This window comes from Arenibacter nanhaiticus, from assembly GCF_900141935.1.
GTDB lineage: Bacteria > Bacteroidota > Bacteroidia > Flavobacteriales > Flavobacteriaceae > Arenibacter > Arenibacter nanhaiticus.
Map to the genome: position 1 here is coordinate 8668 of NZ_FQYX01000004.1, position 24475 is coordinate 33142.

A 24475-nucleotide genomic window follows, 5' to 3' on the forward strand; every position below is an offset into this window, starting at 1 on the left:
CGCTAGCGCGAGGGTCACGCTCGTGCCGGTCCTGCTTTTCGTTCCATTTTAGCTATCGGTATCATCATAACATTCCCAGGTTCATATTTTCGAACTTTATTTTTAAAAAGGTCTGATTACTCAGTGCCGGAACTGACTATCAATTAATATGGTATCACCACGAATGGGCCATGCTATATTATTTATTTCCAAAGACAGCTTGTTGCGCTTTTTGTAGATTCCTTTTCGTCAGTGCCGCATCAATGTCAAATTCCGCCATTTTAGCCGGATTATCCAAGATCCGCGCAACCAAATCGTACTTTCCTTTGTATTGGTTAATAGTACGTAGGGTTGTCCCCACATTATCGGGATGATTTACGATTACGGCAATTTGCTCGTTGGTATGGGTTGCTTTATAGTAATCAAAAACCGCCTCGGCAGATAGGATGTGTTCATAGTCATATCTATCGCCACCTCTGAGTGTTTTTCCGGTATAGCAGTCCTGATAAAGGGCTAGGTTTTGGCCATCATAAGCCCTTCCTCTTTTTAAAGCTTCTTGATGCATCCGGGCCTTTCTTTTGGTAAAGGCTTCGTCAATTTCTGTGCGGCAGTAAGGTCGGTTTGGGTTAAAGGTGATGTCTTTTATCAGTTTTTCTTTCTCCATGGTAGATAAGCTTTCAACAAACAATTATTTTATTGGTAACAAAGTATTCGCCCTCTAGGTCAGAGGGCGAATACTTTGTTTTTTTACTGCACCGAAAAATCAAAGATAGATTGGTTATTATAGCCTCCCATAGGAACAGTGCCTTGATAGAAGAAGCAATATTCTCCAGGTTTCAGTTTTTCTTTTGGTGTTACTTTATACCTGCCATCTCCTAAATCTTCGATAGAAAATTCAATGGTGTTCTTAGAATCAATACCCATTTGGGTGGAGGCTGTTATTGCTCTCACCTTACCGGTAACTAACTCTCTTCGGTTTTTTTTCTGTTTTAATTCGGTTAAAGCAAATTCATTAGGAGAAGAAGCAGTTTTAAACCACCAATTTCCGCTTCCTAGATCATTTTTATTTTGCGTGTCAAATTGAAAAATAAAAGATAAGTTGCTTGAATCTACTTTGTTGCTAGAATTAGAATTATTGACGTATGATTTGATTTTCGCAGCTGCTATCCCTGAGGTGAGCCCTGCACCAAGCGCGCTAGTCCGTGTTCCTGAGAATACGGAAGGTTCAATTTTGATTAAATCATCTTTCCTGTAAAAAAATACGCCATTTTCAATGACGGCTTTTGATTTATCAATCATTAAAGCCAATATATCTGGTGAGACTCCTTTTTCTTTTAGGGATTTTAGTTGGTTCATGGAGGTGTCAAAATTTGATGGCGAGGAGTTGATCTTTGCCTTTATGACCTCACTTTCAAAACCTAAATCAATGAGGTCTAGAATAGATTGATTGGTGATTTTATCCTGTGAATAGCTAAATATACTTGTTAAAATAAGCACACTAAATATAATTGTCTTTCTCATAATTTTGGGTTTTGTTTTAGTTAATAACTCGAAAATCTTACCGTTATCAATAAAGTAGGGTAGAGGAGATAGGTCTTGTCAAATGAATTAAGCTGTCATGATAACTATTTCTTTAGTCTACATATTGGAATGTTAGTACGTATGTATTTTGTTCCCTTTCCGAATCATCTAAGGAAACTGTCGTTATAGTTGTGGAAGTGGGATAATTATCTTCATCGTACACGGAATTTGCATTTATCATAAAAACAGCCTCCCCTTCTTCATCTTTATAAACTATTTGTGAGGGATAATTGTTAGGGAACAGCAATCTCGCTTGTATGATTTCTGAAGCTTGAGGACTGGTGCTAAAATTTAATTTAACACCATCTAAAACATTGATAATTCCGGCTGCTTCTAAGGTGTAAAAAAACGGGTTGTGAGTATCATCATATGAAATCTCAGCGGTGTATGCTTTGGTTATAAATTCCTCCATATTATAATCATACTCTTCTTCATAAAACGCTATTACTTCAGGATTGCCATTATCATCATAATTTAAAACATTTCCCGTTTCAAAAGCATCATAAGGTGACTTGTAAAGTTCTTCAACATTTAAATGATCACCTCCGCCCGTTATACTTTTTAATTCATCATCTTTAAAAACAAAAATACTGGTGTCCATTCCATCGCTAATAGAATTTAAAGAACCATCCGTATTATAGGATAAAATAATTTGGTTATTGTTTTGAGAATCTTGAGCAGAAGTAGTAGAAATAGACTTTATTGATTTTTCCTTTACATTTCCGTTTTTGTCTTTAAATTCATCAGAAACAGATTCGTTTTCACAGCTAGTATTTAAAATTGAAACTAAAAAAATGGAAACTAAGCACATTGTTTTTTTCATGATATATTGATTTCTTTAATACAAGAGGGTACGCTACTAGCGTTATTTACAGACTCAAGCTACATTCCTAAGGTTAAAATTTATCATTTTTATTTTTCCGTAAATCATCTGCATCAGCGTCTATCTCAGATTATGCTAGTAGGGATGATTAACTTTTCATTAACAAATATCGGAAATATTATTAAATATGTAGGATAAGTAACGCAAAAAAGTCAGTAAAAATTGTTTGTGGATATATTAATACTAAAAAAATGTATGGAGTCTTCCCGGTTGTCAAGAGCCTAACGCCCTATAATACGGCCCTGTGAAGTGCAGTCCCTACCGCTAAATTCCGCTCGCTGTAAATGACAAATTTTTAAAAATTTTACAGGAAAATTTGTAAGAAAGAGTATATCCAAAGATTTATGACTGTCTAAAGCTTGGGACTATAACTAAAAGAAGGATTTACAGGAAATAGATTCAGATGATGGACAGCGTTTTAAAGGAGCAAGTAATAATCTTATTGGTAACAAAGCATTCGACCTCGACTTAGGAGGGCGAACACTTTGTTTTTGGTTTGGTTATTTGGTGTTTTTTTTTAGTAAATAGTTATTTAAAAACGCGGTTGATGGCCTGTTTTATTAAAAACACGGCGAACAATTGATATACTATGGAAAAGATGGCTATAAATATATTCGCTCTAAAAGCGGTTTCCAAAAAGGTCCATAGCCATAGGATGACGGAAACAACTATCCAAACAATAGAGGAACCGTCGGTATTTTCCATCATAATCAAGGCAAACCACATGCATCCTATGGCTATAAGCCCTCTGATGATGACGCCCAAATTAAAGATGTTATAGTCGTATTTTTCCATGGAGGAAGACCATAGAAAGTAACCTAGCCAGAAAAATAAGGCGATTCCTAAGATTCCTAAAATGATATAAATAGCGGTCATTTATAATAGTTTTTAAAAATGTTAAAACTTCTGTTAATACAGTCTTTGATATAAGGGAGAAAGAGATAGGAGAACACGTTCCGAACCTCCTTTTTCATAGGAGTTAATCTAAATATTGAAAGCTAGCCGAGTAGGTGTCTTGTTCGGATTCTGAACCTTCGAAGTAAGTCGAGGTGATGGTTGCCGAAGTGGGATAGCTCTCTTCATCGTATACGTATTTGGCCCTTAAAATATGTAGCGTTTCCCCATCTTCATCTTTATAAGTAATTTGTGAGGGGTTATGGATAGGAAACGGGATTTTTGCCCGTAGGATTTCGGTTATTTTGGAACTAAGGTTGAAATTTAATTTGAGATCTTCTAAAATACTGATGATACCACCGGCCTGTAAAGTGTAAAATAAGGGGTTGTGAGTTTTGTCATAGGATATCTCGGCTGTGTATGCTTTGGTGATATCCTTATTTAATTGTTCATCAAATTCTTCCTCGTAAAATTTTATCCTTTCAGGATTGCCATGTGCATCATATTGTAAAACCTCTCCTGTCTCATAAACCTTACTAGGTGTCTTATAGAGTTCTTCTATTATAGCGCTGCTTCCTTCTCCGGTGACATTGATAATCCCATCGTCCTTATAAATTAAAAAACTGGGAATCACCTTCTTTGTGATCGGGCCTAAAGGACCGTCCGTGAAATAGGATACTACGACACTTTTATCCTCTTGTGGATCTTCGACAGAAGATATGGTAATCGCCTGTAATATATTTTTTTGTCCTACTTCCTGTCCATTGTCGTCTTTCAAACCATAGGAAATAGCATCCTCCTCGCAACTTGTAGCTAATAAGGAAATAGTAAAAATGGTCATTAGGTAAATAATTCTCTTCATCATATATTGGTTTAATTGGTATTTAAAATACTTCTCTTTAATAGCGTAAAAGGAAATGCAATTGTAAGAAAAGATATACGTAATAGAAAGAGAAAACTATTAAATTTTTATGTCGCCTACATAGTTAAACTAAAAATAAGTGGCATAAAAAAGGGTATTGTCCCATTTTTAGGATGCTGGGACGGGGTGCTTATATCCTAAACTTTGTTAGCTGATTTCGGCAAATTTTTATGATTTTTTCAGAAGGGCTGTAGGATAGATGATATCGATAAAATCAGTTTAGACCAAAGTATGGGCAACCACAAAAGGTGGTGATGATGGGATTGGTGGAAAGGAACAAGGAGCTAGAAAACACCAAAAGCTAAACCATGTGGGTGCCTCCTATATCCTGAGCGTAGCTGTTGGTTAAAAATTTTCCAAGTGTACAAAAGCCGTTTGTACCCGAGGGGTATCGTCCCTAACAGCGGTCCAGGCAAAGTAGACCTTATCTTTTACAAGTTCCATTTGTGGGAAACCGGCTTTTCTCGAAGCATCTATTTGACAGATGACAATGGGCGTCGATAGTTTTCCGGAAATATGAATCCTTACGGCCTTTAATTGGGCGCCATCACCTACAGACTCCATCCAGCTGGCAATGGCATTTTCAGCATCGACCATCACAACATCGACCCTACCAATGGCGGCATGTTCGTTTATTACAAAGGGAGCGTTAAAATTTTCGCCTCCATCAGCAGAGAAAGCCACTTTTACCACAGGCTGGTTCTTGGCGGCAGTAAACCAGGCCGCCACCAAAGTATTGTCTATAGCGTCACTTTTAGGGCCATTTACGGGGCAGCCCTTAATTTCCCAACCATCCCTATGTACGGGTGTTGGACTTGTCCATGCGCCGTGTACGAATCTAGAAATGGAGATGTCCCTGGTTTCGTCCTCGGTTCGGTCCCTGTATAATACCACCGGTCCATTGCTGGTGATGGCAGAGGTGGTGCCACAGCAATCGCAAGTACGAGCGTCTACCAAGGCTTCTTCACTGAGCGTACCGGTTGGTGATACTACGGCAGCTCGTATACTCATGGCGCCTCCGCCGTGCCCATGATCATGGCCTTTTGCGGCTTTGCCAGTATTACGGCCATCGAGCCATGTCATAAAAAATTCATCATCCTTAAAAGGTATTGCAGATACAAAACCATGTTCTGTTTTGGTGCCATCGGTATGCAAGGGCAATCCGGTCTTCCATTCATCGTCTCCCTTAGGTAAAAGATTCAGCGTAATATCATAGGAATAGGTGCCCGCAGAAGATTTTTGTAGAATATGCGATATTAAATTCCCCTTGTTTTCCGCAATTAAAGGGAAATCGGCCCAGTTTACGAACCAATCCGATCCTTTGATTATTTCCTTGGGTGCCTGCCATTCATCATTGTACAGGTAGCTGTACTTTAACTGTGTCGTAGAATCGTTTACAGTGTGCACCCAAGATAAAATGGCTTGGTCAGAATTGGAAAATAAATACGGTAAAAAATTTGAGCTTCCCTCAGGAGAAGGAATATGATGTACAATTTCTTGTGCTTTTTTTTCCTCGGGACCACAGGAAACCAGGAATAGGGTCAGGGCCATTAGCCCAAGATATTTGTAGTTTGGCATTTATTGGACATTTTTTAATTTATGGATCATCTCTGGCGAATCCCAGGAAACGGCTCCCGTTATTTCAGTTGCTTTTTCGCCCTTTTCATTATAGATAAAGGTCGTGGGCAGGGCGTAGATCTGTAATTTGGAAAGCGCCCCATTGAATTTTATAAAGGGTAAATCCACTTCTGATTCGGCCTTAAAAGCCTTGATTTTTTTGGTCGTTTGGTCAGACGCCGCAAGAAAGACATAGTTTTCCTTTTCTAAAATAGCCATGGCCCTGGCAAGGGCGGGCATTTCTTCTACACAGGGCTTGCACCAAGTGGCCCAAAAGTTAAGGAGTATTTTTTTGCCTTTGTAGTCTTCCAAGGAAATAGGGTTGCCTTCTAAATCTTCATAGAGAGGCATGCTCACGGGAGCGGCTTTAGCAGTAATTATGTTTTTATTAGCTTCTTGGGACTGCTTTTCGGTCTGTTTGCAGGAAACCAACAATAGTGCGGTAAAAACGATGGTATAAATCTTGATTCTCATGGGCTCGTCTGGTGGTAAGCAAACAAAGTTAAAAAATTAATCCAGCGACAGGCCATGGGGCAGTCTCCATAATAACATCCTTAAGGACGCTTCAATGAAGGTAAAATTCCCTTCCAAAAACTTTCTGAAAATATGGACCATAGGCATTAAAATATTATTCCGATGACATTTCCTTCCCCCAGGCATCTAGACTTCTTAAAATAGGTGCTAGCGATTTCCCTTTTTCGGTAAGCTGATAGTCGACCCGCGGGGGCACCACCGCAAATACTTCCCTGCTAATAAGTCCGTCTTTCTCCAATTCCCGTACCGTTTGGGTAAACATCTTATTGGAAATTTCGGGGACGGTCTTCTGTAACATTCCAGATCGTAGCGGGCCGTCCAGGAGGTGAAATAAAAGCAATGGCTTCCATTTGGTGCCAATTAAATTCATGGTATAGTGAAGGGGACAAAAATGTTTCTGCATAGTTTTTGTTGTATTCAGCTGTAAATCAGCAATTAACTCTTTTGGTGGTGTATGTCACTTTATGGTAACGTATTGTATATGAGTTAAATATACTCTTATTTTGGGCAATAAAAACAATAATAAAAAGAACCTTATGAATACTACAGAAAATTATCCTAGGGCATTTTCCCATATTGGAATTAGCGTTCCCAATATTACAAGGGCCGTAAAATTCTACCAAGAAGTGATGGGCTGGTATGTTATTATGGAAGCTGCTACGGTAAAAAAGGAGCGGGAAACGGCCATTGGCCAAATGTGTATGGACGTTTTTGGCGAAGATTGGGACGAATTTCAAATTGCCCATCTATCGACATCGGACGGTATAGGTATAGAATTGTTTTCCTTTCCGCAGGGAAAAAAAGAAGCCCCGGCATTTAGCCCTTTTAACACCGGCCTTTTTCACTTTTGCATCCAAGATCCGAACATAGAAGGCCTGATCGAAAAAATTGTGGCCCATGGCGGAAAACAAAGAATGCCCATCAGGGAATACTACCCCAATGACAAGCCTTATAAAATGTGTTATGTCGAAGACCCGTTCGGCATTGTCTTTGAAATTTATACCCATAGTTATGAATTGACCTATTCTTCTGGAGCCTATTCTAAATAATTAATGTAGTTTTAGAAAGATACAAGGGGCTATGTGGTTGATGCCCATAATCATAAAAAAGAATACAGAAGCATGACCTATAAAAGCTTTGAAACGGAAAGATTGCTGTTAAAACCCACTACGGAAGAAGATGCCGACTTTATTTTTGAGCTTTTCAACTCCCCCAAGTGGCTGCGAAACATTGGCGATCGCAACCTAAAAACAGTGCAAAATGCTCAGGAATATATTCAGCGAAAAATGCTGCCACAGCTGCATCGATTAGGGTTTTCTAATTATACCATCATCCGAAAAGAAGACCAGGCAAAAATAGGGTCTTGCGGCCTGTACGACCGGGAAGGGTTTGAAGGCATCGATATTGGTTTTGCCCTTTTGCCCCCATACGAGAAAAAAGGCTATGCTTTTGAAGCCGCGAACAAATTAAAGAAGGAAGCGCTAGATTCCTTTGGAATCAAAGAAATTAGCGGTATCACCGTAAAAAATAATGTGGCCTCCCAAAACCTGCTTTTGCGATTGGGACTTACCCTAAGCGGAACCACCACCTTGCCCAATGATGATGAGGAACTCTTGGTGTACAAGCTAGTTTTTTAAAAAACACGGTGACGCCATCGCGAATCATAGAAGAGCTGCTTTATGTTCTTAGCACAGCGCGGGAAAAACTCTGAGGAAGCCTCAAAAAAGAAACCACAAACAAGGGGGGCGTTAAATTTTTTTCAACCATAAACCGTATATTTGTGGGACTTACATTCCCTAAAACACACTAATGAACGTCACCATAGAAAACTTCCTATTAATAGGTTCTTTATTACTTTTTGTCAGTATCATCGTTGGGAAGACCTCCTATAAGTTTGGGGTGCCTACCTTAATTCTCTTCTTGGGCGTTGGTATGTTGGCGGGTTCAGACGGTATTGGTGGTATCCGTTTTGACAATCCCAAGCTAGCGCAGTTTATAGGTATTGTGTCCCTAAATTTTATTCTGTTCTCGGGGGGACTCGATACCAGTTTAAAAGCCGTAAAGCCAGTTATGCGCGAAGGAATACTGTTATCTACCCTTGGCGTTTTGCTAACGGCCGTTTCCTTGGGTGCCTTTGTTTATTATGTAACGGACTTTACCATTTATGAAAGTATGCTCCTGGGCTCTATCGTTTCCTCTACGGATGCGGCAGCGGTGTTTTCTATATTACGGTCTAAAAGTCTGGCCTTAAAAACCAATCTAAGGCCTACATTAGAGCTCGAAAGCGGAAGTAACGACCCGATGGCGTATGTACTGACCATTGCTTTTTTATCCCTGGTAGTAAATCAGGACCAGCATTTAGCTTCTTTGATTCCCTTGTTCTTACAACAAATGGTTTTTGGAGCGATCGCCGGATTTGGCTTTGGAAAACTGAGCAAAATTATCATTAACAAAATAAAGCTCGATTTTGAAGGACTGTACCCCGTATTGGTCATAGCCCTGATGTTCATTACCTTTTCGGCCACCGTTTTTGTGGGGGGCAACGGATTCTTGGCCATTTATATCTGTGCGGTGTACCTAGGAAACCAAGACCTGATCCATAAAAAAACCATCCTAAAAATGTTCGATGGTCTGGCTTGGTTAATGCAAATTGTACTTTTCCTAACCCTGGGATTATTGGTTTTTCCAACCGAGGTATTCCCTTATATGGGGATCGGATTGCTGATTTCGGTATTCCTGATTTTGGTCGCGCGACCAGTGGGAGTGTTTATAAGCCTGATGTTTTTTAAGATGAAACTAAGAAGGCGTTTTTACATTTCCTGGGTAGGATTGCGGGGGGCAGTACCGATTGTTTTTGCCACCTATCCGCTTTTGGCAGGTATAGAAAAGGCCGATATGATCTTTAATATTGTGTTTTTTATCTCGGTGTCCTCGGTCTTAATCCAGGGGACCACCCTTTCGGTAGTGGCAAAATGGCTACATGTTGCCATGCCCGAAAAAGACAAGTCCGTTTCAGAGCTAGAGAGTTTCCTTTCCGAGGGCCCCAAGGCCGCCATGAAGGAAATTGACATTAGCGCGGGCTGCTTTGCGGCCAATAAAATGATTGTGGATTTAAGATTTCCAAAGAATGCCATTATAGCCATGATCAAGCGCAATGGCGTGTATATAACCCCTAACGGAGGTACCGTTATCCAAGAAAACGACACCCTGGTAGTGCTTTCCGACACCCAGGAAGGCCTAGATGCGGTAAATGCCTGCCTTAAACCCAAGGAATTGGTGAGCAGCGAACCTGAACAATAATCAATTAGCAATAACCAATTATGTACCTTCCTGGATTTATCCGGGAGATCATAAGGAGCTGTCTTCCTGATATAAGTTGTCCACTTAAAAGTGGGTAACTATGAAAGAAAATGAATGGGGTTCCCCCCACGCGACCATTTATCGGTGGATCTATAAATTCTCAATCTTTTTGAAAACTGGAGTTAAGGGTATAGAGATGAAAGACAATAGTAGCAAAAAGTTAAAGGAGCTCGAGGCTCGTATCGGGACGCAAGCAGATTAAGATCGATTATCTGGAAAAGATGATGGATATCGCCAAGGACGAACTAAATATCGATATCAAAAAAGACTGCGGTGCCCCAAAATCAAAGGGTCCCGGGAAAACAAGCAAAAAATGAACTCTTCCAAGAACAAACTATAAGTATGTCCTTGATTGGTGTTGACTCTTGCTATGTGCGAAAAGGTTTAACTCTGCGGATTCCCTCCATTAAGTTAATAAACACTTAGCAATGAAATGAATGTCCAATACAGGGAACTTTAATCAGGGATATTCACATTCCGCCTGTAGAACATTGACCAATAGGTACATTTACACATTAATTCAATGTTGCATTGAACCCTTGCTACCTAGAAACAGTATCCATATTCAACTTTAGGTCAAAGTTGATCCTAATGGTGTCGTGAACTACAATAAGCCCTAATGCTTTTTTGGGTGCCTTTAGCTTAAAATCGCCCAAGCTCAAGGCCAATTCTCCCGAAACCCCTAGCTTTTTAGATTTTGTATAGCTTACGGGTATTTGGTAAGCGTTGGTGTGTTCTGCAATCTGTATTTCTACAAGAGCATTTAAGGTTTTCCTAGTATTTTCTATAGGAGCTAATTTTTTAAGCTCCAATTGAATGGTAGGGTATTTTTTGGACTGTAATAAGGAGTGAAAGTCTTTATTTATAAAGCGGCTTCCACAGTTAAAGCCATCGTTGTCTAATAGCAAGGTAGCTTCTTTAAAAAAGTGGGTATTGCCAATTTTTGTGAACCTCAGCGGTATTGGCGCTGCTATTTTTTCGGTGTTAAATAGGCATTGAAAAGCATTGATATTACTGGTTCCGGAAATTGTCAGGGTGCTCTCTGTAGCCAGGTATACCCTTGTGTTATCCAATCTGGAATCCTTTACAGTAAAGGAAAGTAACAAAAAAATTGTGGCGAGACCCAAAAGCTTTTTCATCTGTAGTGTTTAGCGTTGTGTTCATTTGCCTTATAAAGTTTGCCGGGGCTTATTATGTCTTTTGGCCCAGGCAAAATACAATAAGGTAAGTACCCTCACAATGTACTTACCTTATTGGTACTGCACGGAAGCTGATAGCAGCTTTTACCATGAATCCTTGATATAGTTTGCTTGAGCTTTTGGTACCTTTTGGCCCAAGCAAACTATATAATAAGTTAAGTACCCTCACATTGTACTTATCTTATTGGTACTGCTTAGAAACTGATAGCAGCTTCTACCATTAATCCCTTAAACTCTCCTTCGTTAAGGATGCTTGTAGTAGGGAAATCTTTGTATTGCTGGTTTACATACTCTATTTTGGTCAGGATATTTTTGGTTAAGAACCAACCAGCTCCCAATTGGAATCTAGAAATATTGATATCGTCGCCACTGATGTCTTCTGCATCTACAACATTATAACGACCACCTAAATAAGCATTTTCATTTTTTCCAAATCGGTAAATGACTTCTCCGGCATATTGTGTAGCCTTTCTTTTAGATGTTTCTGTATTGGCTTTCCCTGTGGTATGTTCTAAGGTTCCAAAAAACTCTAGGCCGCCATATTTAACGAATGGGTTGATCATTACAGCTGTGATTTGGTTTCTCATGTTTGGATTATATCTTCCGGACCTAAAATTGCTTTTAGCTTTAGCTTCTTCATTTTCGGTTACGTAATAGTAACGAGATCCGGCACGGTCTGCAGAATACAGATAAGAGTTTGGTACATAGCCTGTGGTATATAAACTACCCGTAATTCGGTATCTGAAATCTTCCGTAGCCTGTTTGTCGTATCCTAGTTTTGCCAAGAAAGAAGCCCCTCCTGTTTTTCCATCGGTTTCGCTTACGTCCTGATTTAGTTTACCATTACTAACGCCTAGCATGCTGATAAAGCCATTTTTTCGGAAATACACTTCTCCTCCTACCTCTGTGGTAAAAGCGTCCATAATTAGGTTTCCTACAAATGGGTTGTAGATAGCTTGAGCATTATCGGTTCTTCTAAAGTGCGCATCACCATAGTTGTTTTCCATATGCCCTATTTTAACGGTAACATACTGCATGATATCTTCCATAAACCCTTCATTAATGAAGTTTAGTTTGTCTATTTGGAAATAGCCTCCTTTTACATAAGGTTCTGGGTGATGTCTAGAAGACAAATAGGTTCTTAGGTGCATTCTTACCCCATCGTACAAAGTAACGTCCAAATCTAGGTTTGCCGTGGCCAGGTTAAAGTTAGTACCGATTTCCTTAAGGGGTACGGCACCAGCATTAGAATGCTCTAAACTTTGATACTGTAGGGTAGAGGAGCCCCCTATCCGTACTTTTACGCCATCAAAAGTTGTTTCTACATCTTTTGGGGCCTCAAAAACGTTCAGGCCATTTTTGTCCGGTTGCCTATAATTGTCTAGGGTGCGATCTTGTGCCTGCAGTCCCATTCCGGCTAATAATAAGGTAATCCCTAGGGTATTTTTAATAAATGTTCTCATGATTCTAATTTTTGGTAGTGAAAATTTTATTTGTTTAAGGTGATGTCGAATTTTATGGTGATGTCGTCCCCGGTGGTGATGGTGCCTAACAATGCGGTAGGGGGGTCTATATTAAAATCGGTCATTTTTATTTTATTCTCTCCAGAAAGCTTGGCCGTACTCCCAACAATCCCCAGTTCTAAGTCTTGGGAAATGGTCTTCTTTACCCCAGCAATGCTCAAGTCGCCCTGCACCTTTACCTTGTATTTTCCATTTCCTAGTGGAATGGTCTGTTGTACTTCGGAAAGGTTAAAAACAATTTTTTTATGGTTTTTGGTTTTTAAGGCCTTATAAGTGTTTTTGTCCATACTGGACTTGCCACTTTTTAAGCCTTCCGTTGCTATTTCTATATCCAATCTTTCCAATTCATTGGTTTCCCCATTTTTTAAGACCAATACCCCTGATTTGTTCTCGGCACTGATTTCCCAGTCGTGAATACTAGAGGTTCCTAAAACACTTAAGGACGATTCCTCATTGATTATTTTGAACTGTTGGGCAATCAACGTGTTGTTGAAAAGCAAAAACATGCATACACTTGCCATAAATGCGAACCCTGTTTTAATGTGACTCATAATTCATTTCTTTAATTATATAGGGCAAAACTGCGACTTATTGCTAGTGGAAAACATGACATTTGTCAGAATTTAAAAACATTCTGTTTTTTTGGAAGGTTCACTTTATTTTTAAAAGTAATTTTTACGTGTATAAGAATCTGTACATCAAATTTTTACGATTTCATTTCCATGGGGAAGGAACAGAAAATTGTTTGTAAAAAAAAGAAGTGATTTTTTGAAGGCAAAAACAATTGTAGGAAAAACAAACTTTATAAGGTGTGTTTCCGTGATTTAGTCAGCCCACGATCAAAAGGAAATTTATCTTTTTATATATAAGGATTGACAGGGAAGATTGTACTGTGCCGTGTGGGGGAAAAATGATAGTGTCGTCTAAGCTTTAGCCGCGGCACAAAGGAAGAGTAAGGGGGAGATATCGGAATTATACAACACGGCAGTTGTTTCCATAATAACTATGGGACTTAAAACTCCGCGTCTCCTCGTACGTTCCCCACCGCCCTAGCTGGCCCCTCACGACAAATGCAAATCGATGCATTTTCCGTTCGGCCCTATTGTTAATTGCTTATTGTTCCCTGAAAAGCGTTAGGGATTGCAGCGGCATCCTTTTTTGGGCGGCCCTGCCGACCAAAAAAGATACAGCGGAAAGCCCGTCCCGATAGGGGAACGCCCAAAAAAATCATTACCCTATGAGCGCTAAGATTCCTTGTCTTGGTGTGCGATAGAATTAGCCTGATACTCGGGGTGCCGATCGATATATGCCTTTATAAACGGGCATACAGGCTTTACCCTTAGGCCATGTTGGGCGGCATAGTCTAGCACCCCCTTGGCTATGAACGACCCTACCCCTTGACCGGCCAATGCCTTGGGGACTTCTGTATGTATATAGGCAATACCGCCAGGGAAAAATTTGTACTCCTCAATGCCCATATGGCCATCGATAGATACCTGAAACCTATGTTCTTTTTTGTTGTGGATGAGTTCGTAGGACATAAGATATTCTTTAAGTGATAAAAAAGGGGAGCTGTGTTACCCCTGCGCATCCTTGGAAGGCAGATGACATAAATTTACAAAACTCCCACAAACTGTAACCATGGCCATGACCTTATTACATGGTAAGAAAAAGGAATGATAGGCCCGCTGCTTTAAAAAATACATGGACCATTTGGTATAAGTCGCCGGTTTTTTTCCCTTTGCCACCCTAAAGCTCGTGACAGCATAGGGGAGAAGGGTTTTACAATAAGGAAGGGGGGGGTAAAATTTCGCAGAAGTAAAAACGCCCTACGGTTTTAGAAACATTCTATATAAAACCGTAGGGCGCTGTATTATTAAATGGGGGAAATCCTTGCGAAAAGGACAAGTTTTTATTTATTGGAATATTTGCTCTTTACTTCGACCCCAATTAAAAATAATACCAGTACTAGACACAGACCTATAGAAAAGTATGGGTACTGATCTATTAAGTTCATCGTAAAAGTTAATAATTCCTCAATCATGCTTTGATATTTTTATAGTATTGAAAACTTAAAAGTTCTTACCCTATAGATATAGATACGGACAAAGGTTGCTTTTTAGTTGTTAATATTTTTTTATCGCTTCGTTAATGTTATTGTAATTCTCTCCGCCTAAAAGGCCATTGTCTTTTAGATCAGTCGTTTATAACATCAAGAATTGGGCCGTTTATTGATTTGAATTATATCCTCGGCGCTTTTTTTTTAGCACCTTTCTAGGAAACATAAGGGGACATGGATGTTTAGTTTTATTTTTACGAGCCTTTGCCAGGAGTACATTGGCATAAAACGAAACGATAGCATATGCAAAGCACTACTGCCAGTGGCCTATTGACGGCTATAGGATGGCCTAAAGAAATAAGCCTGTTTTACGATTCCCCCGGGGGTGTCCTAACGGACTTAACAAAGGGAGAAGGTACTGCCTATGGGGCTTGTTCTTTTTCCCTCGACGGTTTTGCCGTGATAGGGCGAACGGCGAAACAAACCCCTAAAAAAACAGGTCAGTTTGTGGCCATTTGGAAGCGCACTGCGGACGGAAATACTGCTCCTTATAATGAAAATGATAGGGTAGATTTTTTAGTGATAAATGCCGTTTCCGAAGATGGTTGTGGCCAATTTATATTTCCACATTCGGCATTGCTGCACCAAGGGGTCTTCTCAAGTGCAAAAAAGCCCGGTAAAAGGGGAATTAGGGTGTACCCGCCTTGGGACCGTCCCACTAGCACACAGGCCCAAAATACCCAAGAATGGCAGCTGAAGTATTTTTTGGAGCTCTCGGATCATTCTGCCATAACGTTAAAAGAGTTTCTAACCGCCTACCGGGACACCCAAGGCGAGTAGAACGGAAAATCAATGATTAGGCCAAGGTTTATGGCATCATGGGATTGTTATTTTTTAGTTACTTTAGAAGCATTAAAAGTCCAAAGTAAAATATGAATATCCTTTTAAAAACTATTTCCCATAAGCCGACTAAGGAGACGGATCTTACAGTTATGGTTTTGGAGGACGATAAAAGCAGTAAAAGTGAGTCCTAAAAGACGGCCTATGACCAATGTATTTCGGCAGGATGTTCGGTTTTTGGATACTTCCAAAAACAGGCTTCTATTGGTGGGGTTTATTTCTGTATACTCCTTACTTTTTATAACTATTTACGACCCCTTTGATCTGGATGAATGGGGCAAAAGTTACTACCATCAGTTTGTGTTGATAGGGGCAGCGATCATATTGTTTTCACAGTTTGTGTTGCGTCCCCTGATAAAACTGCACCACCTAAAAATCTATAGCCTTATTTTATGGTCGGTCCTGGAAGTGGTATTCATTACGATTTCGATCTTTATTATTTACAATCCGCTTTACATGTCTTTAGAAGAGAAGGTATACGAGTTCTATAATACCTTTAAGCAGGTGGGGCTCATCATAGGAGTACCCTACATTCTCTTTTTCTGGTATATGCAATTAATGCAAAAACTTGCCTACTATAAAAAGGAACAACAAAACCCAGCACCTCCATTGATAGATAAGGCAAATGAACTGCTAACCATTACGGGGGAAAATGAAAAGGTAGTGCTGGCCATAAAATACCACCAATTGGTATACGTTAAAGCTGCCGGAAATTATTTGGAAATCTTTTATCTAAAAGGAGAAAAATTGACCATGGAATTGGTACGGGCAAGTTTAAAAGAGCTGCAGGGAAAACTAAAGGATGCCAGTATAGTGCGTACCCATCGATCGTATATCGTAAACGTACAACATATTACTTCCTGTAAGAAAACAAGAAAGGGTTTTGCCCTGTCCGTTCAGAATGCAACGGAAGAAAGCATCCCCGTTTCTTTGGGTTATAAAGACGATTTTGAAAAGGCCTTGTCCCTTAAAGTGACCCACTAATCGCAATGAACCGAACCCAAGCATATCCATAGCTTTTTATTCGATGAACCTATGGCACCCATATCGGTGTCTAAGCAAGAATGTGGTGAGCTTAGCCGTTAGGGCGTATGTGCAGTACGCCATGGTAAACTTCTGATGCCTTAATATAATCTTTTGGGCGTTCCCTCCTGCGTCGGGCGGGCCCTTGGCTATATCCCTTGCGTTGCTGCGGGGATGCCGCCGCGGTCCCTAACGCAAAATAAATGGCGTATAATCATAGTAGGGTGGGCTGTCTTTTTATAGGCGTACGTACCAAAGGATACATGTATGGGTGCAGGAATAGACCCCACCCTTTGTTGGAGGTGAGAGGAGGGAAGACTAGGAATAATAATTGATTGGTTTCATCCTACTATTGTGGTTGGACTTGCTAACTTTGCAAGGCCATCACAGTAATCAATATTGCTAAGGCGTATTAAAAAAGACAGCCTATCATGAAGGAGAAAAAACCACAGAATTTAGACACCATAAAATTCTCTGTTTTAGATTTGGTTCCTGTCGCCAAGGGAGCATCTCACTTACAAGCTATTCAGAACAGTTTGGCATTGGCGCAGCATGCAGAGCGATTGGGATTTGAACGCTTCTGGATTTCCGAGCACCATAATATGGATACGTTGGTGAGTTCGGCCACCCCTATTTTAATAGGGCATATTGCCCAAGGCACAAAATCTATTAAGGTGGGGTCCGGCGGTATTATGCTGCCCAACCATGCCCCGTTGATCGTGGCAGAACAGTTTGGTACTTTAGCAACCCTTTACCCCGGACGAATAGATTTAGGGCTGGGAAGGGCGCCCGGAACAGATCAGCTAACAGCAAAGGCCCTGCGTAGGGACAGGATAGAAACAGTACACGATTTTCCACGTGATATTGAGGCGCTACAGCAATATTTTTCCATAGAAAACAGTCGTGCCCCGGTAAGGGCCATCCCTGGTGAAGGTTCGGATATCCCCTTATATTTGCTGGGCTCTAGTACCTTTAGCGCGCAATTGGCAGGGAAAAAAGGATTGCCCTATGCCTTTGCGAGCCATTTTGCCCCGGCACAATTGCACCAAGCCCTAGGGCTGTACCATCAAAATTTTGAACCTTCGCCGCAGTGTAACAAACCCTATACCATAGCCTGTGTCAATATTATTGCCGCCGATACCGATGAAGAGGCCAGGTATATAGAGACCAGCCTGCAACAACTGGCCCTGGGAATTATTAGGAACACCAGAAAACCCCTGCCGCCACCGCTAGACAACATGGACGAGCTTTGGGACGAGCGGGAGAAAGCGCAAATACAACAGATGATGTATTATAGTTTTGTAGGGAACAAAGAGACCATAGAAAGAGAACTATCGGCCTTTGTAGCAGCGACCCAAGTGAATGAAATTATGGTAGTATCCCATATTTTTGATCATGAGGAGCGCTTAAAATCGTATGAAATTGTAAGTAGCCTTCAAAAAGGCTAATGAAAAGATGCAAGTATGAATTTTGGACTATTTTTGTGTGTTCGATGTTCGGTTAATAATCAATAAAAAAATATGGCAGTTAGGGTAAAAGAATTAAAAGGTTTTCAAGGAACAGATGTAAGGCAGTTATCGCAACTCTTGGAAGAACAGGTGCCGGTACACCTAATAGAATCCCTTAACTGGGAGGAGTTTCCCTACCAGCCCAAGGTTTCTTTTAGGATTGCTTATGCCAATAATAATATTGTCCTAAAATACTATGTTACCGAAGAGCATGTATTGGCCAAGACCAGGGAGACCAATGGTCCGGTACACCAAGATAGCTGCGTGGAGTTCTTTTTTGATCCCTTAAAAGAGGGTCGCTATTATAATTTTGAAGTGAACGCTATTGGTACCGTCCATTTGGCCTATGGTTCCGGAAGGTCCGATCGTCAGTTGATAGCCCCAAAAACCATAGAAGACGCCATAGTGGTAGAAAGCAGTTTGGGAACAGCAGTTGTCAATGAACAAAATGGGCAGCATTTTTGGGAAATGATCTTGGTAATTCCTGCTAGTATCCTAGTCCACCATCCCAATATCCAGCTAAAAGGATTGACGGCCAAGGCTAATTTTTACAAATGTGGCGACCTTACGGCCAAGCCCCATTATCTGAGCTATTATCCGGTAAATACAGCGGCACCCGATTACCACAGACCGGAGTTCTTTGGAGATGTTCTTTTTGAATAACGACAATATTCCCTTATACTCGAGTTGATAGTGGTCCTGTGGTAACACTTTGGCACGGCAATGGGTAAGCGCTGAATAATAGTAGCAATGCCCAGATTCTTGTAAACCATATTGGTTTTATGGCATGGGTTTAGCATAGCTATAATAATTTGTTAATCTAATTTAGGATAGATTATATTTTGTATTTTTGTACTTGGAATGAAAAATGTTTTTCGACAAATAGCGGCTTTTTCTTTAGCACTTTTAGTGTTATTGTCTACCATGTCATTTACGGTAGATATGCATTTTTGTGGAAAAACATTGGTTGACTATTCTTTCTTTGATCAGGTAGATAGCTGTGGAATGGAAATGATGCAGCCAGCGGCCAATGAGGAATGTTCCGTCGTGGTAGATAACTGCTGCAAGGAAGAAAACATTGTTGTAGAAGGACAGGACGATTTAAAAATCTCCTTTGATTCCCTGACCTTTCAGCAACAAGCATTTGTTATTGCCTATTCTTATAGCTTTTTAAGTCTTCTAGAAGGAGATTTAAAAAACAAGGTGCCTTTTGGCGATTATTCGCCTCCCTTACTCATTCGGGACATCCATATACTGGATGAGACTTTCCTAATCTGATTTTAAAACGTTAGAACCCCAGCGTCCAACGGTAGTACCGCTCTTGGACCAAAGCTGTTGTTTGTGTTGTTTTTACAGCACAGAATGCTAATGTTTTAAATATCAATACCCATGCTAAATAAAAGCATCAAGTTTCTAATCCAAAATAAGTTGGTGGCCGTCTTGCTACTCGTTCTTTTTATAGGTTGGGGCACCATGAATGCCCCCTTTAATTGGGATACCGGTTTTTTGCCGAATGATCCCGTGGCCGTAGATGCCATTCCCGATATTGGAGAAAACCAACAGATCGTCTTTGCCAATTGGCCCGGCAGGTCTCCTCAGGATATGGAAGACCAGATTACCTATCCCTTAACATCCTCTTTGTTGGGTATCCCTGGGGTAAGGACTATTAGGAGTACCTCCATGTTTGGCCTGTCGAGCATTTACATCATTTTTGAAGAGGATGTAGAGTTCTATTGGAGCCGAAGCCGTATTCTGGAAAAATTGAACTCCCTGCCCAGCGGCCTTTTGCCCGAAGGGGTAAGTCCGTCTTTGGGACCCGATGCTACCGGATTGGGGCAGATATTTTGGTATACCTTGGAGGGAAGGGACCAAAATGGGGAAGTCACCGGAGGATGGGACTTGCACGAGCTGCGCAGCGTACAGGATTACTATGTGAAATATGGACTTTCCTCGGCCAGTGGGGTGGCTGAAGTAGCCTCTATAGGTGGGTATGTTCAGGAATACCAGATCGATGTAGATCCGGAACTGATGAAGCAGTACAATATTGGCCTAGAACAGGTGGTCAATGCCGTTAAACAAAACAACCGCGATATAGGGGCACAGACACTGGAAATAAACAAGGCCGAATATTTGGTGCGTGGCCTAGGGTATATCAAATCTTTGGAAGACATTAAAAACGCCGTGGTAACAGCCGAAGATTATACGCCTATCCGTATTATGGACATTGCCAAGGTAGCCCTAGGGCCGGCCGAACGCCGTGGTATTTTAGACAAGGAAGGTGCTGAGGTCGTTGGGGGGGTGGTCGTTGCCAGATACGGGGCCAACCCCATGGAGGTCATTAATAATGTAAAGGCAAAAATAGCGGAAATGGGAGCGGGATTGCCGTCCAAAGTATTGGCAGATGGGCGTACTTCCCAACTGACCATCGTACCGTTTTATGACCGTACCGAATTAATACAAGAAACCTTAGGAACCCTAAACGAAGCCCTATCCCTAGAGATATTGATCACCATTTTTGTGATCATCGTGATGGTGTTTAACCTCAGGGCATCCGTACTAATTTCCGGACTCTTGCCCGTAGCCGTCCTAATGGTATTTATTGCCATGAAATTTTTTGGGGTCGATGCCAATATTGTGGCGTTATCGGGGATCGCCATTGCCATTGGTACCATGGTAGATGTGGGGGTTATCCTGTCCGAAAATATTATTCGGCATATGGATGAGAATACTAAAAAACTACCTGTAAATACGGTTGTTTATAATGCCACGGCAGAGGTATCCGGTGCTATAGTCACTGCGGTGATGACGACAATCATTAGTTTTATCCCCGTATTTACCATGATAGGGGCCGAAGGAAAACTCTTTAGACCCTTGGCATTTACGAAAACGGCCGCCTTGTCCGCCGCCCTTGTCGTTAGTTTGTTCCTGATACCTCCCTTTGCAGCCATGCTGTTTAAAAAACGGACTATTAGGACAACTGTTGGGTATTTCTTAAATGCCTTGATGGCCGTCCTAGGAGTTGTAGCCTTGTTCTTTGGGTATTACTTAGGGGTAGTTTTATTGGCCTTTGCTATAGTACGCTTTTTAAAAGGGCAAGATAAAATAACCGATAAGCAGGCCAATCTGGCCAATATTACGGTATCGGTAGGAACCATAATAACTCTTTTGGCCCAATACTGGAGGCCGCTGGGACTCGACAAAAACTTGTCGTGGAACCTACTGTTTGTAGCGATTATATGTTTTGGACTACTAGGGGTATTTACCCTGTTTAGAAGGTATTATGTACGCATTTTACAATGGGCATTGCAAAATAAACTGATGTTCCTATCCATCCCCACTTTGTTGGTGGTCTTTGGTTTCCTTATAATGAAAAATACGGGCAAGGAATTTATGCCTTCCCTAAACGAGGGGTCTTTTCTGTTGATGCCTACCTCTATGCCACATGCTGGGGTCGAAGAGAATAAGCGAGTATTGCAACAGTTAGATATGGCCGTGGCCAGTATTCCCGAAATAGAAACCGTTGTGGGGAAATCGGGAAGAACAGATTCTGCCCTAGATCCTGCGCCCCTGTCCATGTACGAGAACATTATTCAGTATAAATCAGAATATATGCTGAACGAGCAGGGGGAGCGACAGCGATATAAGGTAAATAAAGATGGTTATTTTATACTACGGGATGGTAGTATGGTCGTAAATCCGAATAGCAAACATATCGATCATGACCAGCATGGTCCAGAAACCCCTATTACCGCCGAGATATCAAGAAAACAACTCATAGCCGATGACGATGGGGAGTATTTTAGAAATTGGCGTCCCTCTATAAAGTCACCAAACGATATTTGGAACGAAATAGTGGCCGTTACACGATTGCCAGGGGTTACTTCCGCTCCAAAATTGCAACCTATAGAAACAAGGTTGGTGATGTTGCAAACGGGAATGCGGGCTCCGATGGGGATAAAAGTAAAGGGACAAGATCTTAAACAGATAGAAGCCTTTGGGATGCAATTAGAGGCTATTCTAAAAGAAGCCGAAGGGGTTAAAGAAGAGGCTGTTTTTGCCGATAGGATTGTGGGGAAACCTTATTTGTTACTAGATATCAATAGGGAGCAATTGGCACGTTACGGCATTATGATCGAAGACGTACAGCGCATTTTGGAAGTCGCCGTAGGGGGCATGACCCTTACCAAAACCGTAGAAGGCCGCGAACGCTATGGGGTGCGGGTGCGCTACCCAAGGGAACTTCGCGGGAACCCAGAGGAACTAAAGAATATCTATGTGCCCGTTGCCAAAGGGAATCCTGTTCCTTTAAGCGAACTGGTAAGCGTGCGCTATGAGCAAGGACCCCAGATGATCAAAAGTGAGGATACCTTTTTGGTAGGCTATGTGCTGTTCGATAAATTGGACGGTTTTGCCGAAGTAGCTGTCGTAGAAAATGCACAGGCGCTGATTCTGAGTAAAATTGAAAGTCAAGAGCTAGTAGTGCCCAAGGGCATTAGCTACCAGTTTACGGGAACCTATGAAAACCAACTAAGGGCCGAAAAAACCTTGGCTATCGTAGTGCCTTTGGCGCTAGCCATAATTTTCCTGATCCTGTATTTTCAATTCCGATCCGTAGCGACCTCTTTTATGGTGTTTTCCGGAATAGCCGTGGCCTTCGCCGGTGGTTTTATAATGATATGGCTGTACGGACAGCACTGGTTCCTGAATTTTAATTTCTTTGGTGAAAACCTCCGGGATCTCTTTCAGATGCATACCATCAATTTAAGCGTGGCCGTATGGGTAGGTTTTATTGCCCTTTTCGGAATTGCTACCGATGATGGGGTGGTTATGGCGACCTATCTGACGCAGACTTTCGATAGAAATAATCCAATGACCAAAGAAGGGATATGGGCATCGGTAGTAGAGGCAGGTGAAAAGCGTATCCGTCCATGTCTGATGACTACCGCAACAACTATTTTGGCACTATTGCCCGTACTTACCGCTACAGGGCGTGGGAGTGATATTATGATCCCTATGGCCATCCCTAGTTTTGGTGGAATGCTCATAGCCCTGATCACCTTGTTTGTAGTACCGGTACTCTATAGTTCCAAGGCGGAAATTGCCTTGAAATTGAAGGAAAGGAATAGTGCCAATAATTTAAAATTAGACGAATAATGAGAACCCATTATAAATATCATACCTCAAAAGGAGGACTGTTATTTGCCGCCTTGCTCCTGACCATATCTGTTCAAAGTCAGGATCTGGGCAGCTTGGTCATGGAGGCCTATGCCAACAATCCAGATATAAAGGCCTTTGAATTGCAGTATCAGGTCGCTATCGAAAAAACAAAAGAGGTAAATGCATTGCCAAATACGACCATGGAGGCCATGGTTTTGGCCAATCCGCCAGAGAATATTGCAATGTCGGAGATGGCACAATTTGAAGTGATGCAAATGTTTCCTTGGTTTAAGACCATTACGGCCAGAGAAAATTATGCTAGCTCCTTGGCCGAAGCACAGTACGAGGATATTGCCATTGCGAAACGAAAATTGGCGGCTTCTGTTTCTCAATCGTATTATGCCTTGTTTGCGAACCAAGGGAAACAAAAGGTTTTAGTAGAAAACATAGCCTTACTGAAAACCTATGAGACCTTGGCCCTGAATGCCTTGGAAGTAGGAAAGGCATCTGCCGTAGATGTCCTCCGTTTGCAAATGCGACAAAATGAACTGCTAGCTTTAAAAAAGGTTTTGGAACAAGAGTACTTATCGGAACAGAGCCAGCTGAACAGCCTGCTAAACAGGGATAAAAACACTCCCGTGCTGGTGACCATTGAGTTGGACGGACTTTCCGAAGAGCTTCCTTATGATGCGAACAACTTACAATTGCATCCCGAACTATTAAAATACGACAAGCTTTTTAAATCGGTAACCCAATCAGAACTGCTGAACCAAAAAGAAAGTGCCCCCATGCTTGGCCTTGGGATGAACTATACTATTATGGGAATGCACAAGAATATGGTCATGCCAATGGTGTCCCTATCCATCCCCATTTTTAATAATAGTTTTAAGTCTAAAAGCAGGCAGAATGAGATTAAGCAACAGGAAATAATTGTCCAGAAACAAAGCAAATTAAACACCTTGGAAGCGGTGTTGGACAAGGCCGTGAAAGCACGAAAGGCGGCAAGAATTAATTATGAAATACAGGCCCAAAATTTGGCCCAGGCCAAAAATGCAGAAGAGATCCTTCTTAAAAGTTACGAGACAGGGACTATAGATTTTAGGGACGTTCTGGAGGTGCAGGAATTACAATTGAAATTTCAAACTGGCCAGATAGAAGCGATGAGGGATTTTCAGGTGCAATCGACCATTATTCATTACCTGAGCAAGTAAGTACAGCAAGGCAGCAATGCCATAAAGCTGTATATTTTTGGCGTATCAAATCATTAATGACGAATGTAACTGACGGGGAATTCAGTTTTAAAACAATTATTAATTAACTATAAATACCACTTAAG

Annotated in this window: 22 protein-coding genes; 10 read left to right on the forward strand and 12 right to left on the reverse strand. The window is 41.2% G+C overall.

Annotated elements, in window-relative coordinates; translation table 11 throughout:
• Window positions 1-178: 178 nt before the first annotated feature.
• The 8 genes from BUA16_RS03460 to BUA16_RS03495 all read right to left on the reverse strand — a co-directional run bounded on the left by BUA16_RS03460 (window position 179) and on the right by BUA16_RS03495 (window position 6813).
• Window positions 179-643 carry a hypothetical protein gene (locus BUA16_RS03460; RefSeq protein WP_072763422.1) on the reverse strand — a complete coding sequence of 155 codons (465 nt, stop codon included), beginning with the start codon at window positions 641-643 and terminating at the stop codon, window positions 179-181.
• 83 nt (window positions 644-726) lie between these two features.
• Window positions 727-1500, reverse strand: a complete 774-nt coding sequence (locus BUA16_RS03465; protein ID WP_072763255.1) for a hypothetical protein — start codon at window positions 1498-1500, stop codon at window positions 727-729.
• 112 nt (window positions 1501-1612) lie between these two features.
• Complete coding sequence (locus BUA16_RS03470; protein WP_072763256.1) at window positions 1613-2383, reverse strand: hypothetical protein; 771 nt, start codon at window positions 2381-2383, stop codon at window positions 1613-1615.
• A gap of 588 nt (window positions 2384-2971) precedes the next feature.
• Entirely contained in the window at window positions 2972-3319 is a 348-nt protein-coding gene (locus BUA16_RS03475) for a hypothetical protein (RefSeq protein WP_072763257.1), read from the reverse strand.
• Window positions 3320-3422: 103 nt separating this feature from the next.
• A complete protein-coding gene (locus tag BUA16_RS03480) occupies window positions 3423-4202 on the reverse strand; it encodes a hypothetical protein (protein ID WP_072763258.1) in 780 nt (259 codons plus the stop codon).
• 402 nt (window positions 4203-4604) lie between these two features.
• On the reverse strand, window positions 4605-5837 hold the full coding sequence (locus tag BUA16_RS03485) for a hypothetical protein (protein ID WP_072763259.1): 1233 nt from the start codon (window positions 5835-5837) through the stop codon (window positions 4605-4607).
• Window positions 5838-6350 (reverse strand): TlpA family protein disulfide reductase, encoded by a 513-nt coding sequence (locus BUA16_RS03490; RefSeq protein WP_072763260.1) that lies wholly within the window; start codon window positions 6348-6350, stop codon window positions 5838-5840.
• Between the two features lie 154 nt (window positions 6351-6504).
• Window positions 6505-6813 (reverse strand): winged helix-turn-helix transcriptional regulator, encoded by a 309-nt coding sequence (locus BUA16_RS03495; RefSeq protein WP_072763261.1) that lies wholly within the window; start codon window positions 6811-6813, stop codon window positions 6505-6507.
• A 133-nt stretch (window positions 6814-6946) separates the two neighbouring features.
• On the opposite strand from BUA16_RS03495, the gene BUA16_RS03500 reads away from it, so the two are divergent.
• From BUA16_RS03500 to BUA16_RS03510, 3 genes are all read left to right on the forward strand, one after another.
• Complete coding sequence (locus BUA16_RS03500) at window positions 6947-7459, forward strand: lactoylglutathione lyase family protein (RefSeq protein ID WP_072763423.1); 513 nt, start codon at window positions 6947-6949, stop codon at window positions 7457-7459.
• 72 nt (window positions 7460-7531) lie between these two features.
• Window positions 7532-8047: a GNAT family N-acetyltransferase gene (locus BUA16_RS03505; protein ID WP_072763424.1), complete on the forward strand. Its 516-nt coding sequence runs from the start codon at window positions 7532-7534 to the stop codon at window positions 8045-8047.
• A 172-nt stretch (window positions 8048-8219) separates the two neighbouring features.
• Window positions 8220-9710, forward strand: a complete 1491-nt coding sequence (locus BUA16_RS03510; RefSeq protein WP_072763262.1) for a potassium/proton antiporter — start codon at window positions 8220-8222, stop codon at window positions 9708-9710.
• Between the two features lie 602 nt (window positions 9711-10312).
• Here BUA16_RS03510 and BUA16_RS03515 read toward each other — a convergent pair.
• The 4 genes from BUA16_RS03515 to BUA16_RS03530 all read right to left on the reverse strand — a co-directional run bounded on the left by BUA16_RS03515 (window position 10313) and on the right by BUA16_RS03530 (window position 14033).
• Complete coding sequence (locus BUA16_RS03515) at window positions 10313-10909, reverse strand: YceI family protein (protein WP_072763263.1); 597 nt, start codon at window positions 10907-10909, stop codon at window positions 10313-10315.
• Window positions 10910-11163: 254 nt separating this feature from the next.
• Entirely contained in the window at window positions 11164-12432 is a 1269-nt protein-coding gene (locus BUA16_RS03520) for a hypothetical protein (protein WP_143150453.1), read from the reverse strand.
• Between the two features lie 26 nt (window positions 12433-12458).
• On the reverse strand, window positions 12459-13043 hold the full coding sequence (locus BUA16_RS03525) for a YceI family protein (protein ID WP_072763265.1): 585 nt from the start codon (window positions 13041-13043) through the stop codon (window positions 12459-12461).
• A 693-nt stretch (window positions 13044-13736) separates the two neighbouring features.
• A complete protein-coding gene (locus tag BUA16_RS03530) occupies window positions 13737-14033 on the reverse strand; it encodes a GNAT family N-acetyltransferase (protein WP_072763266.1) in 297 nt (98 codons plus the stop codon).
• A gap of 821 nt (window positions 14034-14854) precedes the next feature.
• Here BUA16_RS03530 and BUA16_RS03535 point away from each other — a divergent pair.
• From BUA16_RS03535 to BUA16_RS03565, 7 genes are all read left to right on the forward strand, one after another.
• Window positions 14855-15391 carry a MepB family protein gene (locus BUA16_RS03535; RefSeq protein ID WP_072763267.1) on the forward strand — a complete coding sequence of 179 codons (537 nt, stop codon included), beginning with the start codon at window positions 14855-14857 and terminating at the stop codon, window positions 15389-15391.
• 204 nt (window positions 15392-15595) lie between these two features.
• Window positions 15596-16435, forward strand: coding sequence for a LytR/AlgR family response regulator transcription factor (locus BUA16_RS03540; protein ID WP_143150454.1), 840 nt, complete (start codon window positions 15596-15598; stop codon window positions 16433-16435).
• Between the two features lie 470 nt (window positions 16436-16905).
• Window positions 16906-17922 (forward strand): LLM class flavin-dependent oxidoreductase, encoded by a 1017-nt coding sequence (locus tag BUA16_RS03545; RefSeq protein WP_072763269.1) that lies wholly within the window; start codon window positions 16906-16908, stop codon window positions 17920-17922.
• A gap of 72 nt (window positions 17923-17994) precedes the next feature.
• Window positions 17995-18645: a carbohydrate-binding family 9-like protein gene (locus BUA16_RS03550; RefSeq protein WP_072763270.1), complete on the forward strand. Its 651-nt coding sequence runs from the start codon at window positions 17995-17997 to the stop codon at window positions 18643-18645.
• Window positions 18646-18843: 198 nt separating this feature from the next.
• Window positions 18844-19260, forward strand: a complete 417-nt coding sequence (locus BUA16_RS03555) for an HYC_CC_PP family protein (RefSeq protein WP_072763271.1) — start codon at window positions 18844-18846, stop codon at window positions 19258-19260.
• Between the two features lie 111 nt (window positions 19261-19371).
• Window positions 19372-23136, forward strand: coding sequence for an efflux RND transporter permease subunit (locus BUA16_RS03560; RefSeq protein WP_072763272.1), 3765 nt, complete (start codon window positions 19372-19374; stop codon window positions 23134-23136).
• Window positions 23136-24350, forward strand: coding sequence for a TolC family protein (locus BUA16_RS03565; RefSeq protein WP_072763273.1), 1215 nt, complete (start codon window positions 23136-23138; stop codon window positions 24348-24350). Before BUA16_RS03560 ends, BUA16_RS03565 begins: the two co-directional genes overlap by 1 nt.
• Window positions 24351-24475: the final 125 nt, after the last annotated feature.